This is a genomic window from Paraburkholderia sp. 31.1 (genome assembly GCF_014397645.1).
Taxonomy (GTDB): Bacteria; Pseudomonadota; Gammaproteobacteria; order Burkholderiales; family Burkholderiaceae; genus Paraburkholderia; species Paraburkholderia tuberum.
This window is the reverse complement of sequence record NZ_VZQN01000014.1, coordinates 111,525-125,239: the sequence shown is the minus strand read 5'-3', so window position 1 is coordinate 125,239 and position 13,715 is coordinate 111,525. Positions and strand designations below refer to the sequence as shown.

Genomic DNA, 13,715 nt, shown 5'->3' with positions numbered 1-13,715 from the left:
CAATGACGGCAGCGACCGCGACCATAGGACCCGTCGAAGCAATCCGCTTCGACCGGTTCAAACCTCACTTCAAAAAGGAGTCGACCCATGGCAGCAGTGATGGAAACGCGGCCGCAGGCGCTGATCAAGGACGGCAAGGTTTCGATCTATCAGCCGGAGCAGGAAGGACTCATCTTTCCGGAGCTTCCGTCATTTTCGAATCCCGCCGCGCAGCGGCAGCATGTGAAGGAACGGCTGGTCGGCGCCTGTCGCGCGTTCGCCCAGCAAGGGTTCGACTACGGCTTCGCCGGACATCTGACCGTGCGCGATCCCGAGAATCCCGGCCTTTACTGGACCAATCCGATGGCCATCCACTTCTCGCAAGTGAAGGTCTCGAACCTGATCTGCGCGGACCATCAAGGGCACGTCGTCGAGGGGCGCCATGCAATCAACCGCGCTGGCTTCGTGCTGCATGCGGCCGTGCACGAGATGCACCAGGACATCGTCGCGATGTGCCATGCGCATACGGTCTACGGCACCGCGTTCGCGTCGCTCGGCAGGCAACTCGAGCCGATCACGCAGGACGCCGCAGCGTTCTACGAGGATCACGTCGTGATCGGCGACGAGGCAGGACAAGTAGCCGTCGAGGTGAAGGCGGGTCACAAGGTCGCGAACGCGTTCAGGGACGTGAAGGCCGCGATCCACCAGAATCACGGGCTTCTGACGGCAAGCCGGCACAGCATCGAATCGGCGGCGTTCTGGTTCATCGCGCTCGAACGGTGCTGCCAGCAGCAACTGCTGGTCGAGTCGACCGGCATCGCACCCAAGCTCGTCCCCCCCGAACGCGCGCGCTACAGCCGCGAGCACGTCGGCAGCGACTACATCGGCTGGCTGCACTTTCAGGCGATCTGGGACGACCTCGTCGCCACGCAGCCGGACATGTTCGACTGATTCCGTAGAAGCAGTCCGAGCACGGCGACAACGCGAGACGAGCGCTAAAAAACGCAGCGTTGTGCCGCAACCTGAACACCAGGAGACACCACAATGAGTTCCCCCAGTCCGGTTGCGTATTACCAGGGCAGAGAGTCGTCCACCTATGCGAAGGTGACATGGCGGCTCTTGCCGTTTCTGTTCCTGTGCTATCTATGCGCGTATCTCGACCGAATCAACGTGAGCTTCGCGAAGCTGCAGATGCTGCAAGCGCTCAAGTTCAGCGACGCGGTCTATGGCGCGGGCGCCGGCGTCTTCTTCGTGGGCTATCTTCTCTTCGAAGTGCCCAGTAACCTGATCCTGCTGCGCGTCGGCGCGCGCCGCTGGATCGCCCGCATCATGATCACCTGGGGCATCGTCTCGGCGGGCATGATGTTCGTCAGAACGCCGATGAGCTTCTACATCATGCGCTTCCTGCTGGGCGTCGCCGAAGCGGGCTTTATCCCCGCGATCCTGCTCTATCTCACGTACTGGTTCCCGGCCTCGCGCCGCAGCAAGGTCACCGCGCTCTTCTTGACGGGCATTCCGATGTCGGGAGTCGTCGGCGGCCCGCTGTCAGGCTGGATCATGAATCATATGAATGCATCGCACGGGCTGGCGGGCTGGCAATGGCTGTTCCTGATAGAAGGCATTCCGACCGCGATCCTCGGGCTGGTCGCGTTCTTCTATCTCGACGACAAGCTCGCCGATGCGAAGTGGCTCACAGACTCGCAGAAAGCCATGCTCGAAGCCGGCCTGAAGGACGAAGAGCCGGCTCACGCGCTGCATTCGGTGAAGGACGGCCTGATGCATCCGAAGGTGCTGCTCCTGAGTGCGATCTACTTCTTCTTCACGATGGGCCTGTACGGCGTAAGCTTCTGGCTGCCCACGCTCGTCAAGGCGAGCGGCGTGGCCGATCCGCTCAATATCGGCCTGCTTTCCGCGATCCCTTACGCGGCGGCGGCCGTCTCCATGCTGCTCGTCGGTCAGAGCTCGGACGCCCGCGGCGAGCGGCGCTGGCATCTCGCGTTGCCCGGGGTGGTCGGAGCGGCCGGACTGTGCACGAGCGTCGCGTTCGCCCATTCGACGCCAATCGCGATGATTGCCCTCACGATCGGCACGATGGGCGTGATGACGACAATTTCGCAGTTCTGGGTGTTGCCGCCCGCTATCCTGGGCGGCGCCGCCGCGGCGGCGGGGCTTGCGCTGGCGAATTCGGTCGGCAGCGTATCGGGTGTCGTGAGCCCTTACGTGATCGGGCTGATTCAGACAGGCACGGGATCGACCGGCAACGGCGTACTTGGGCTGGCGGCGAGCCTGATCATCGGCAGCGTGCTCGTCTTCACCGTGCCGGCCGCACTCGTGAACGGCCGGCGCAAGCGGGCTTGAGCGAAGTCCCGCTCCACGCAAAGATCCCGCGATCGCGGGATCATCGCATCAGCTCACTTTTTCTTCCTGCCGATCGCTCAGCACCTGCCCGAGCCGCTCGACGAGATTCTGCCGCGCCCGAGTCGTATGAAGATCGGTCAGTTCCGTCGCGCGCTGCGGATCGCCATCGGCGATGGCCGCGGCGATGGCTGCGTGCTCGTCCCAGATCGCCTGGCGCTGCCCCGACGACTGCAGCACCGCGCCCATCACCCGTCGCAGATGGACCCAGTGCATCTGCGCGGTCTCCACGATGAGCGGATTGCCCGACGCGGCATAGATCGCGGCGTGGAACGCCATGTCGGCATCGATCATCGCCTTCACGTCGTCGGCCTTCGACGCGCGGCGGCCGTTCGTGATCAATGCCTTGTCCAGCTTCGCGCCGCGACCGGCGGCAAGACGCGCGGCGAGCGAGTCGAGCGCGCCGCGGATTTCATAGAGATGGCTGATCCAGGCCGCGTCGAGCGGAGTCACGAGCAAACCCCGACCGGGCGCGTCCTGCACCAGTCCGTCCTTCTTGAGCAAGCGCAGCGCCTGCAACACCGGCGAGCGCGACACCGCAAGTTGCTCGGCGATTTCTTCCTGCGTGATGCGCGTCCCGGGCGCGAGCGTCCCAGAGCTAATGGCATCGAGCAGCACCTTGTAGACCTCGTCCACGTAGTCGGTGCGCGCCTGAAGCTTGAGCAGTTTCGTCGCCATGATCAAAGCTCGTTTATGGATACAGAATACGGCAAGGGTATAACCGCACCGCGGGAGCGTCAATGTCCGGCGCTGAAGCGAAAAGGTGAATCTCCGCGTTTACCCATAGAGACATCGCCGCATCGCGCGACTAATCTTTGGATACAGAGTACGGTGTTCTGAATATCGAGTTCGGCGTTCAAAGTGCCGGCGACTGACAACTCCACCACCTCAAAATAGGATTTGCGATGACGATCAAGGAAGACAAGCTGGAAGGTCAGAAGACGAGCGGCGGCAATGTCGTGTCGAAGAAGCTGATTCCGTACGGCGGTTACTACACAAGCAAGGTGCCTGGCCACGATCCCGAGCTCACCGAGACCGGCCCCGGCACACCGATGGGCGAGTTCATGCGCGCGTTCTGGCATCCCGTGTGCATGTCGATCGAACTGACGGACACACCGCGTTATCTCAAGATCCTCGGCGAGGAACTGGTGGCGTTTCGCGATGGCAGCGGGCGCGTGGGCGTGCTGCATGCGCATTGCGTGCACCGCGGCGCGTCGCTCGAATACGGCGCGATCCAGGAGCGCGGCATCCGGTGCTGCTATCACGGCATGGTGTTCGACGTGGACGGCACATGCCTGCATGTGCCGTTTCCGAAGGGCGAAGAGAAGGAAGCCGACAAATTCGCGTGCTCGATCCAGCAGGGTGCGTACAAGGCGGTCGAGCGCAACGGCCTCGTGTTCGCGTACATGGGACCGCCCGATGCCGAGCCGCCCTTTCCCGAATGGGAAGGCGACTTCACGGTGTTGCCGGGCGACGAGCTTGTGCCGTACAGCAACTTCCAGCATTGCAATTGGCTGCAGGTGCAGGACAACGCCGCCGACAACTATCACCCCACCGCGCTGCATGCCGGCAAGAATGTCGTGAATGGGCAGTACCAGGGCACGACATTCGACGAGGTCGGCGCGGCATCAATGGAAGTCGCGCCCGACATGCACTTCGTGCCGGTGCAGCAGGGCCGCAGCCTCGCCTGCGCGGGCGCGCGTCGAGTCGATAAGGACCGGCTCTTCGTGCGCGTGCAACATCAGGTGCTGCCGAATCTGAGCCTGCATGCGTACACGTCGGAAGACGGATCGAAGAAGAAGCTGTTCAGCCGCTTTCACATCATCCGCTGGACCGTTCCCGTCGACGACGAGAACAGCAAGATGATCGGCTGGCGCGTGATGGGCCCGGGCATCGATACGCGCGGCGTCGGCAAGAAGGAACTCGTCGGCTATGAGTCGATCGACTTTCTCGAAGGACAGGTCGCGATGCGGCGCCCCGAGCGCTTCGGCGAATACAAGCTCGAGGATCTGCCGCCCATTCCGCCGAATCATCGCGAGCGCGAGAACTACAAGGCCGCGCAATACGCGCCCGGCGACTACGAAGCGATCATCAGCCAGCGACCGATCGCCGTGCACGCGCTCGAGAACCCGACGAAGTTCGACGCCGGCCTCTTCCTGTTTCGCAAGTTGCTACGCGATGCGCTGCGCGGCACGAATCCGGCGGCATCGGCGCAGAGCTTCGCCGAGTGGTTCCGTGCGAACGCGGGCGCACCCAACAGCTATTGCTCGGGCAACGTGTTCGAGATTCCCGAAGGCGACACGGTCGAAGAAGAAGTCGCGCGGCGCCGCAAGGTCACGAAGACGATCGTCTCGATCCTCAACGAGAGCGAGCGGCTAAAGGCGGATGAACGCGCAGTGTTCGTGCGCGAGAAGTTCGAGGAACTCGAACAATCGATGAAGAACTGAAGCGCCACGACAAGCAAGGGGCGCGTTGCGCGCCTCGTGCGGCGAATCGGGATTCGGCAGTACATATGAGGGATCAGGAAAATGGCAAGCGAACAGACATCGAACTCCGGCGGCAGCACGCTCCAGTTGCTCGTGCGGCAGGTTCGTTTCGAAGGCAAAGGCATCAACTCTTACGAACTGGTCGATCCGTCCGGCGCTGAGTTGCCGGCCTTCACTGCCGGCGCTCATATCGACATCCATCTCGGCGACGGCCTCGTGCGCCAGTATTCGCTGTGCAACGCACCCAACGAGCGCCATCGCTATGTGATCGCCGTGCTGCGCGACGAGCGCGGCCGTGGCGGATCGAGAGCGCTGCACGAGCGCGTGCATGTGCAGGACATCGTGCGCGTGAGCCGTCCGCGCAACCAATTTCAGCTCGTCGACGATGCGCGCAGGGTGATCCTCATCGCGGGCGGCATCGGTGTGACGCCGCTCAAGTCGATGGCGCATTGGCTGGAAGACGCCGGCATCGAATACGAAATGCACTACTGCGCGAAAGATGCGGACTGTGCCGCGCTTTCCGGGGAACTCGAGCCGATGCGCGTGAACGGCCGCGTGCACTTTCACTTCGACGGCGGTGATCCGAAGGCGGGGCTCGACATCCGCCGCCTGCTGAGCGAGCCGTCGCACGGCGTGCACGTGTATTACTGCGGTCCAGCTGGTTTCATGCAGGCATGCGCGGATGCGAGCGCGCACTGGCCCGCCGGCACCGTCCACTTCGAGCACTTCAAGGCGCCGGGGCGAAGCGAACCCGCGAGCGCGGCGAACGATGCGGCGGACACGTTCAGCGTGAAGATCGCGAGCACGGGACAGATGATCGAAGTCGCGAACGATCAGAGCATCGCGGACGCACTCGAACAAGCGGGCGTCACAATCGAAACATCGTGTCATGCGGGGCTGTGCGGGACATGCAAGGTGCGGTATCTGTCCGGGGAAGTTGAGCACAACGACTGCATTCTCAACGACGACGAGAAGGCCGAATTCCTGACGGCCTGCGTATCGCGCGCGAGAAGCAAGGTACTGGTGCTCGATCTTTAGCCGAGATGTTCGATTAGACTCGCGATGGAGCTGTAGCGCTCTCGAGCGCAAGGGGCCGTTGTCGGATATGAAGCCGACCTTCGTATGTCTCTTCTCACGCACGGACGAAAGGCTGATGATGGCCGGACACCGCCGATGGAAGGGATCGAAGCTAATCTCGCCCACCACCTTTGACAAAGGCGAGCCGGCTCCAGGTCACACCCATCCGCTGATTTCCTCGTTGGGTGGATTCGGTCCGGACATTTAGCACAGTCCTGAAGCTATGGGCGCTTGCTAACCGAATGGTCTCTGTTGCCGAAACATCAAACATTCGGCGTCCTTCGGGGACTGGACCGTGACGTAAAGACATCACCACCATCGCACCTTCCCGCAGCAAGGAGCCGACGGTCGACATCGCCTGACAACGCTCGTCTTCGTCCAGATGCATCCAAACGGCGGAGAGCATCACCAAGTCGAATTCTCTTCGTCGCGAACGTACAGACATGAGATCCGGCAGACTGTCGTCCACCCATTCAATCCGGGAAGACGAATGCAGCCCGATTCCTGCGACGCGCAACGCGTCCACTGGTTCTACGGCCATCACTGTATGCCCCATAGCTCCTAACGCAGCTGCATCGGTTCCGATACCGGCGCCAACGTCAAGAATGTGGGCCGGGGGCATCGGCAAGAGATGCATGACGGGCCTGTGGCTGTTCTCAAATGAGATGTCCTGCCATTGATCGATGAGCGATTGAGCGTTCTCAGCGTAGCCTTCCGTCCCGCTTACGTTGATGGACACCACCGACTCCACATGTCGCGTTCTCGCAAAGTTGCCCGATTGTCGCCAATCTAGCCCGCGACGTCCAACGTCCGTTCGTGGCCGACGACTGCCTGACGGCAATTGAATGCGGTCGCCGACTGGACGAAACGTTAGGCTGCTGGCGCTATCTATTCTGTTGACGGCGCCAGTTCATCGAAGCCTGGGCGCGACAAGTGCAGCACTTCGTAGCGTTCGCCTGGGACAACTGCTTCTGGTGTGTCGGCCCAAACCGTGAAGGTGACACGCTCCCAGGAGCGCGGATCAATCGCACAGGCGCTGGCGATCACACTACTATGCCTTGCGATACGCTCGACTTCAGCGACCGCATCTCGCGCGGCCTGCGCGAGATCGGCTTCGCGAGGAACGACCACTCGCTCCCGCGTCGCCGCGCAAGGCAATACGCCGGACGCCGGTCCGCGCTGGCACAAGAGGCCCGACCATGTCAGCACGACGGGCCGTCCGAACGATTCGACGATGCCTTGGAAACCGCCTCCTTCCCACAGGAAACGGTTCATACCAACGGTGTCATTCCACAAGTAGAACGGCGAATACTGGTTGAGCGTCGCACCTGCCTTGTCGCGCTCGCGGATCAGGTAAGCCTTGAGACCAAGGCCAGCGAACGTGTCGGTCATGTGCCCGCGGTCCGCGACGCGATTTCGGATGATCTGCATATCGTAGTCGGCGGGCAAGGTGATTCATAATGCATCGCATACATGGTCGGGCTCCAGATTTTGCTACAACCAGGCGAGCGACATCCATTGCGAGGGTGCCGCCGCCCGCGATTGTCGCTGACCCTGAGCTGCCGTTCGGCCCAGTCTAGCTGCAACGGCTTCTTTGAAGCCAGAACGGCCGAAAGATCGATGAAAGCAGCAGGGCGACTTTCCGGCGAAGACGCTTTGGAGGGGGCAGACTAGGATGCGTTCCGGCAACGCCTCGCTCGGCGACACCACGCCTCGCAGACGAGGCCACAACCGGTTCTGCCCCCCGCAACCGAGGAGTTCCACGATGCCAGCTCATTCTCATTCGCTCAACTTAAACGATCGTGTCGCCTTGGTGACCGGCGGCTCGCGCGGAATCGGACGCGCCATTTCGATCGCGCTTGCCTCAGCCGGCGCAGCAGTCGCGGTCAACTATCGGCAACGCGAGAACGACGCGGCCGACGTCGTCGCGGAAATCGAACGCGCCGGAGGCCGCGCGATCGCGGTATGCGCCGACGTATCGGTCGGAGACGACGTCGAAGCGATGATCGCCGAGGTGGAAAACCGCCTCGGCCTGATCGACGTGCTCGTGAACAACGCGGGCACCGCGACGATCGTCGACATCGACGATCTCGCGGAAGCGGAGTTCGATCGAACGCTCGCCGTCAATCTGAAATCGGCGTTTCTCTGCACGCAGGCAGTGCTGCCCGGCATGCGCGCGAGGCGCTGGGGCCGCATCGTCAACGTCTCGTCGGCCGCCGCCCGCGGCCCCGGCTTGGTTGGCGTTCACTACAACGCATCGAAAGCCGGCCTCGAAGGCTTGACGCGCGGCTATGCGGCACGGCTCGCCCGCGAAGGGATCACCGTCAACGCCGTTGCACCGGGACCGATCGACACCGAAATGGCTGGACCGCTTAAGGCGTCCAATGTCGCAGAAAGGCTGCCCGTCGGGCGCTTGGGCGAAGCGAGCGAGGTCGCGGAGGTCGTGCTGATGGTCGTCGGCAACGCATTCATCACGGGCCAAACGATCCCCGTCAACGGAGGCGCAAGCTTCATATAGATCCTTGGCCGCATCGCGCGCGGGCAAGATCCGATGCGCGAGAGGCGTCCCGGTTAGGCGCGAGTAGGTCCGCTCGCACGCGCGGCACCGGAAAAACGGTAATGCATGATGGCGATTCGGCCGGTTCTGCACCCGCGTGTTGCCACTCTTGCAGGCCGGGCACGGTGGCACGGGCGTCGTCTCTCGCGAGTACAACTCGTCCCAGATTCCGGTTACGAACGTTGTCAACAACGGATCGTCCTCGTCGCTGTACGCGCGGCCCGCAGCATGCGTGACCGGTAGCGTCGCGTCGAACTCGGGGATCAACGTTTGCGTTGGACTGCACGCGGTCGAGCCGGTGGTCCTTGTGCTCCGTGTGCTTACGTTTATGCGTGCGCGTCATGTTCGCTGTTCAACGCAGCCGTTGGTGGCCGCGAAAGCTGAGGGTATCCGTATGTTGTTTCGTCTTCTCTGAGTCAGTCTAAAAGCGGGTGCCGGCGTGGCATCCGCCAAAGGCGCCGCCACTGGTTGCCGAGCCGCCGCAGCCGAACAGGGAACAGCCGCCGAGCAGCGACGACGCGGCGACAACCAGCGCGGCGACGATGAGTTTTCGTCGTTGCATGATTGCAATCAATGGTGAAGCGGGTTGGTCGCGAAAATCAGCTTGAGCGCAACATGCAGAAATCCCCACGCGAACAGGATCGCGGCCAGCGTATCATCCGCATGGCGCGTCATACCATGATCGGCACGGACCCCTTGCTCCGCCGGCGGTTACGCGCCAGACGGCGGCTTTCCCAGGCGCATTCCGGGCACCAGCTACCTCGCCAGACACTGTTGACCGAGGCGCGCCACAGGTGACCCTTGGCGCACTCCCAGTCGATCTTGCCGTGTGGTCCCGGGTAGACCGTCGACAGGCAGCGTCCGCCACGCGAATTCGCCACTTCCTGCATCTCTTCGATCGTGCGCGTTCTGGCCTTCACCGCGCAGCGGTGGCACCACTGGCCTTTCTTCACCCTGAACCACTGTGCTTTCCAGATGTGACCTTCGGCGCACTGCCACTCCAGCGGCGTTTCCTTGTCGACATATGCTGACAGGCACCGTCCACCCCGCTCGGCCGCAGCCCGTTCAAGAGCTTCCTGCGGGGGTTTGATACTCTGGTGATGGCAGCTCTGGCACCAGTCACCCGCCAGCACGCCCTCCAGGCTGGCGAGCCATGTATGACCGGCTGCACAACGCCAGCGCAGTTTTTTCCTAATGTTCTCGTATTGGGTCGACAGGCACTGGCCGTCCTTTGCCGCCGCGAGTGCACGCGCCTCCTCGAGCGAGTGAATCGTTGCGCGCTCATAGGCGCAAGCCTGGCACCAGCTACCCATGCGCAGCATGTGAATCAGCATCGGGAACCGGTGTCCCGCTGCGCACTCGAACTCGAGCGGCACCTTGTAGCCCTCATACGCGGCCGACATGCATTGCCCACCCCACGCACGCGCGAGTTTGCGGATCGCGGCGAAGGCCCGCTCACGATAGTCGGGCGCGCTGCTTCCGCCCGGTCCGGGCAGGCCGTCCCGTGCACGTTGTACGCGCTGTCTCGTGCCTGCGGGTACCCGCTCTGACCATACCGCCGTCGCGATCGGTCGGGTCCGCCGGGCTGTCGACTTCGCCGGACCTCCCGATCCGGTTTCGTGTTCACGGGCGAGCCGGATGTCAACATCCAGCTGCTCGAGTTCCTGCTGCAGTTCGCGAAGCGTCTTCATCGGGCCGCCCCGTCATGCAAACACGTTGGGCACAGACACTTCCGGACGTCGTGTCATTCCGGCTAGTCCTTCTGGCGATCACCGGATGCGACCAGTTCCTGATCCATCAGCGTGAGCTTCAGCGGGGCATCGGCAGACAGCTTCTTCTTTATGATCACGTATTTCCAGCCATCGCCATTGCCGGGATTGCGATAGAACGCGACGATCGCCACGTACTTCGTGTCTGCCTGCATGGGCTGAGACAGGCTGACCGACGCGCCAGGATTGACGACGGCTGCCATACTGGCCTGAAGGTCCTGCGCGAGTACGGTCCTGTCGTTCTTCAGCAGATCGTCGTAGGACACGCCGTCAAACAGCTTTCGATCCTTGAGCTGATAGACGCGGACCGCGAGTGACGTGGAACGGCCTGCGTCATCCGGATTCAACTCGGCACGCGCGGTCAGGTCGACGTCAAGCACCTTGACCTGCCTGAAAAACACCGAGTGATACGCGCTGGAAGTCGTATCAGATACGGACTGCCAGGCGCCGCATGCGGAAAGCAGCAGACCTGACGCGAGGGCGGCCACGGTTAAACGTAAAGGCATGATTTCTCCAGATTCAGGCGGCACGTGGAACCCGATGCGGGTTCGGTCCGGGCGTGGGAAAGACTTCGTAGACGCCGAGCGCAATGGTGATGATGCGTTCCTCATCAGACGGCAACACGACGGTCCATCCCAGCCGCGGTGCCGGGCCGGTCGCAGCCGTGCCGACCGACGGCGCGGGCGCGAGACGCGACGACACCTCCATGCGCAGGTGTACGTCGGCCTTCGTGCCCACATACAGGCGGATGAACGCCATCAGCTCGCGATGCAGCCATGCGCCGGGCAGCAGGTCGTGCGCCTGCTGTCCGTCCGAAGGGCGCAGCGTCACTCGCACGGCGCGGCTGCGATATTCGAGGCGGTTGCCGAGCACGTAGCCCCCGCCAAGTCCGCGGCGCTTGCTGTCTTCCTGAGCGCCGGCGAGCCTGCCTGACGACGTGAGGGGCTGCGGCTGTCCGGCACGCTTGACCGTCGGCCAGAACTCGTCGACACGCACCTCGACACCGGGCACCGCCAGCGCCACCACACCAGCGAGTCCCTCGGGCGTGCGCGTGCGCTGGACCAGCAGACCCAGCAGCGCGAGCACGCGTGAATCCGGCAGACCCGACCGGGCCGGCTTCTCGCCCCACCCGAAGCCGGCGAGGCACAGGAGGTTGCGCGACTGCGCATCGGTGCCGCCCGCCTGGAAACTCTCCGGGTAGCGGTACTTCTTCCAGGCGCGGTACAGCAGCGCCACGTAGCGGTGGTTGAACTGGTCGAGAAACGCTTCGACGGCTTCATGTCCTTCCTCGCGCAGGACGATCTCATCGATCATGTGCGATGGCACCGCGGCGTCGACGCCATACAGGCCCAGGAAGGTCGTGCGCACGGTCGGCGGCGCATCGGGACGCTCGTCACTAAGTTCCACCGCGGCGATCTCACCGGCCGGGAACCCCAGCCGCGGCCTCGGCCGGAACCTCACCGGCTCGTGCTCCGGCGTGTCTCGCGTGCCGAAGCCCGGTTGATCGGGTACACGCACTTCGAGCAGCCTGCATAGCTGCATGAAATTCATCTTCGGCGCGCGCGCAAGCAACGACGCCACGAGCGGTTCAAGATTCGGCAACTCGCGTGGTTTCATAGGGGAGCGCGCTGCGCCTTGCTGCGCGGCCATTCGGTACGGGTTTGCGAAGGCAGGCTCACGATGGCGAGCTTCGTGAACAGGTTGATCTCCGCATACAGCCCGAAGAAACGGTGCAGCAGTTCGCCGAACAGCATCACGTCGCCCTCGCCCGCGAACGCGTGCGAATCGAGCGTGACTTCGATCAGTACGCCCCGCTCGACCGAGCCGCCCGACACCTCCTCGAGCAGTTCCTCCGACACATGCAGGATGCCGGCGAGGCGTCGGCGGTTCAGCTCGTCGTTGGTCCAGTCGTAGAGCGCCAGTGCGCCCCGCAGCACTTCCGCGTCCATCATCGACAGGAAGTTCGGCGCGAGGTGCGACAGCACTCTCCACTGGAATCGATCGCCGGTCGGCGGATAGAGCGGCAACGTCGGCGCCACCAGGTTGCGTACACCCGCGACATTGGGCGTGCTTGCGGCCAGTTCGTCAATGCTGGCCTCGCGCAGACCCTTGCGCGGCAGCATGCCGTTCGTGCCGGTTACGCGCAGCGATACGCTCTCCTCGGGCAGATCCTCCATCGTCTCCCACGCGTGGCCGCCGAGGATCACCCACGTTTCATGCAGACCGGTCACGCCTGGCCGCACGCGGGTGTGGAAATACCGTTCGGGCGCTTCATGGCGCAGCATGCCGCCGCGATGCCGGAAGGTGGCGAACGGCACATACTCGTAACGCTCAGCCGTCACATGGTCGAATGATTCGATCGCGTCGACCGAATAGGTTTCGACATGTTCGCCCTGGTGCCCGGCCGGGACGACCCGGTATTCGGTCTCGTGGTGATCGATCACGATCGGCGCGGCATCAAGCTCGAACAGATTGATGACCGGCGTGCAGAAGAGCCGCACGTTCTCCGCGCTGAAACGCTGGTCGGACGGATACGCCCGCTTGAGCACGATCTCCAGTTCGAAGCGCGTTGTGCTCGCCGGCAGCTTCGTAACATCGAGTCCGCACAGGTCGACAAAGAGGAATTTCTCGCGGAACGTGAAATATTCGAGGAGCAGCTGGTAGCCGGAAAACGACGCCTCGGCTTTTGGCCATAACCGCTCTTCGGTTGAGAAGCCCGCCGGTTCGATCGTGACGCCAGCCAGCGGCAGCACCTCGCCATCACGCACTTCGGGGATCCGCCATGCAACCGAATCAACCTGGCGGGTCAGCGCCAGATGCATCGCGAATGCGGTCGGCAGATCGGCGTTCAGATACAGGCGCACACGGGACAGGTCCGTCGCTTCGCGTCGCGCAGACTGGTCCAGATGGAATCCGAGGCGGATCACCGAGCGGCCGTCATGTCGCACGGTAGGGCCCGCATGCGTGAGGCGCAGCGGCTGCAACGTCACCTCCTGCGTGGTCCGGTAGAGGCACTGCACAGTCCTGGGCGTGGTGCCCTCGGCGCCCGCTGCCGGCGGCACGGCGATGGATGCGGAACGCACCGGCACGCCGGCAGGCACGTTTTCCGTCTTCTGCAGTGTCTCGGCAAGCGGGATCAGCTCGACGACCGACAGCGACGGCATCATGCGCAGGTAGTGTGGCCACAGCAGGCTCACGAGACCTTCCGTCAGTTCGGGCAGTTCGTCGTCGAGCTTCTGCTGCAGGCGCCCCGTCAGGAACGCGAAGCCTTCGTGCAGGCGCTCGACATAAGGATCGCGCTCGCCCACGCGATCGAGGTTGAGCATGCGCGCCCGGTCGGGATGCGCTTTCGCGAACTCCTTGCCGGACTCGCGCAGATAGCGCATCTCGGCTTCGTAGTAGCGCAGGATCGGATCTTCGTTTTCCATGGTG

13 protein-coding genes are annotated in these 13,715 nt (G+C 63.2%); 5 read left to right on the top strand and 8 right to left on the bottom strand.

Annotated features, from left to right (window positions below):
* The first annotated feature begins 87 nt into the window (after positions 1-87).
* Together F6X37_RS13245 and F6X37_RS13240 are read left to right on the top strand one after the other, a co-directional pair.
* Complete coding sequence (locus F6X37_RS13245) at positions 88-930, top strand: class II aldolase/adducin family protein (protein ID WP_184052951.1); 843 nt, start codon at positions 88-90, stop codon at positions 928-930.
* A gap of 93 nt (positions 931-1,023) precedes the next feature.
* Positions 1,024-2,337: an MFS transporter gene (locus tag F6X37_RS13240; RefSeq protein WP_184057975.1), complete on the top strand. Its 1,314-nt coding sequence runs from the start codon at positions 1,024-1,026 to the stop codon at positions 2,335-2,337.
* Between the two features lie 48 nt (positions 2,338-2,385).
* Here F6X37_RS13240 and F6X37_RS13235 read toward each other — a convergent pair whose 3' ends face one another.
* Positions 2,386-3,072: a GntR family transcriptional regulator gene (locus F6X37_RS13235; RefSeq protein ID WP_090807832.1), complete on the bottom strand. Its 687-nt coding sequence runs from the start codon at positions 3,070-3,072 to the stop codon at positions 2,386-2,388.
* A gap of 227 nt (positions 3,073-3,299) precedes the next feature.
* On the opposite strand from F6X37_RS13235, the gene F6X37_RS13230 reads away from it, so the two are divergent.
* Both F6X37_RS13230 and F6X37_RS13225 read left to right on the top strand, forming a co-directional pair.
* The gene (locus F6X37_RS13230; RefSeq protein ID WP_187611620.1) at positions 3,300-4,841 is read left to right on the top strand and encodes a Rieske 2Fe-2S domain-containing protein; all 1,542 of its coding nucleotides are present in this window, start codon (positions 3,300-3,302) and stop codon (positions 4,839-4,841) included.
* A gap of 81 nt (positions 4,842-4,922) precedes the next feature.
* Positions 4,923-5,918: a PDR/VanB family oxidoreductase gene (locus F6X37_RS13225; RefSeq protein WP_187611619.1), complete on the top strand. Its 996-nt coding sequence runs from the start codon at positions 4,923-4,925 to the stop codon at positions 5,916-5,918.
* 151 nt (positions 5,919-6,069) lie between these two features.
* Here the strand turns inward: F6X37_RS13225 and F6X37_RS13220 are convergent, their stop codons facing one another.
* Both F6X37_RS13220 and F6X37_RS13215 read right to left on the bottom strand, forming a co-directional pair.
* Positions 6,070-6,696: a class I SAM-dependent methyltransferase gene (locus tag F6X37_RS13220; protein ID WP_187611618.1), complete on the bottom strand. Its 627-nt coding sequence runs from the start codon at positions 6,694-6,696 to the stop codon at positions 6,070-6,072.
* Positions 6,697-6,845: 149 nt separating this feature from the next.
* The gene (locus F6X37_RS13215) at positions 6,846-7,406 is read right to left on the bottom strand and encodes a DUF4865 family protein (RefSeq protein ID WP_222944832.1); all 561 of its coding nucleotides are present in this window, start codon (positions 7,404-7,406) and stop codon (positions 6,846-6,848) included.
* 316 nt (positions 7,407-7,722) lie between these two features.
* Between F6X37_RS13215 and F6X37_RS13210 the strand changes: the two genes are divergently transcribed.
* On the top strand, positions 7,723-8,475 hold the full coding sequence (locus F6X37_RS13210; protein WP_187611617.1) for an SDR family NAD(P)-dependent oxidoreductase: 753 nt from the start codon (positions 7,723-7,725) through the stop codon (positions 8,473-8,475).
* 460 nt (positions 8,476-8,935) lie between these two features.
* On the opposite strand, the gene F6X37_RS13205 is transcribed toward F6X37_RS13210, so the two are convergent.
* The 5 genes from F6X37_RS13205 to tssF all read right to left on the bottom strand — a co-directional run bounded on the left by F6X37_RS13205 (position 8,936) and on the right by tssF (position 13,711).
* Complete coding sequence (locus F6X37_RS13205; protein ID WP_187611616.1) at positions 8,936-9,076, bottom strand: hypothetical protein; 141 nt, start codon at positions 9,074-9,076, stop codon at positions 8,936-8,938.
* Positions 9,077-9,185: 109 nt separating this feature from the next.
* Positions 9,186-10,205: a zinc-ribbon domain-containing protein gene (locus F6X37_RS13200; RefSeq protein ID WP_187611615.1), complete on the bottom strand. Its 1,020-nt coding sequence runs from the start codon at positions 10,203-10,205 to the stop codon at positions 9,186-9,188.
* A gap of 62 nt (positions 10,206-10,267) precedes the next feature.
* Positions 10,268-10,789, bottom strand: a complete 522-nt coding sequence (tssJ, locus tag F6X37_RS13195) for a type VI secretion system lipoprotein TssJ (protein ID WP_184057963.1) — start codon at positions 10,787-10,789, stop codon at positions 10,268-10,270.
* 13 nt (positions 10,790-10,802) lie between these two features.
* Positions 10,803-11,900 (bottom strand): type VI secretion system baseplate subunit TssG, encoded by a 1,098-nt coding sequence (tssG, locus tag F6X37_RS13190; RefSeq protein ID WP_262419884.1) that lies wholly within the window; start codon positions 11,898-11,900, stop codon positions 10,803-10,805.
* Entirely contained in the window at positions 11,897-13,711 is a 1,815-nt protein-coding gene (gene tssF, locus F6X37_RS13185; protein ID WP_187611613.1) for a type VI secretion system baseplate subunit TssF, read from the bottom strand. The genes tssG and tssF overlap by 4 nt, the downstream gene beginning before the upstream one ends.
* Positions 13,712-13,715: the final 4 nt, after the last annotated feature.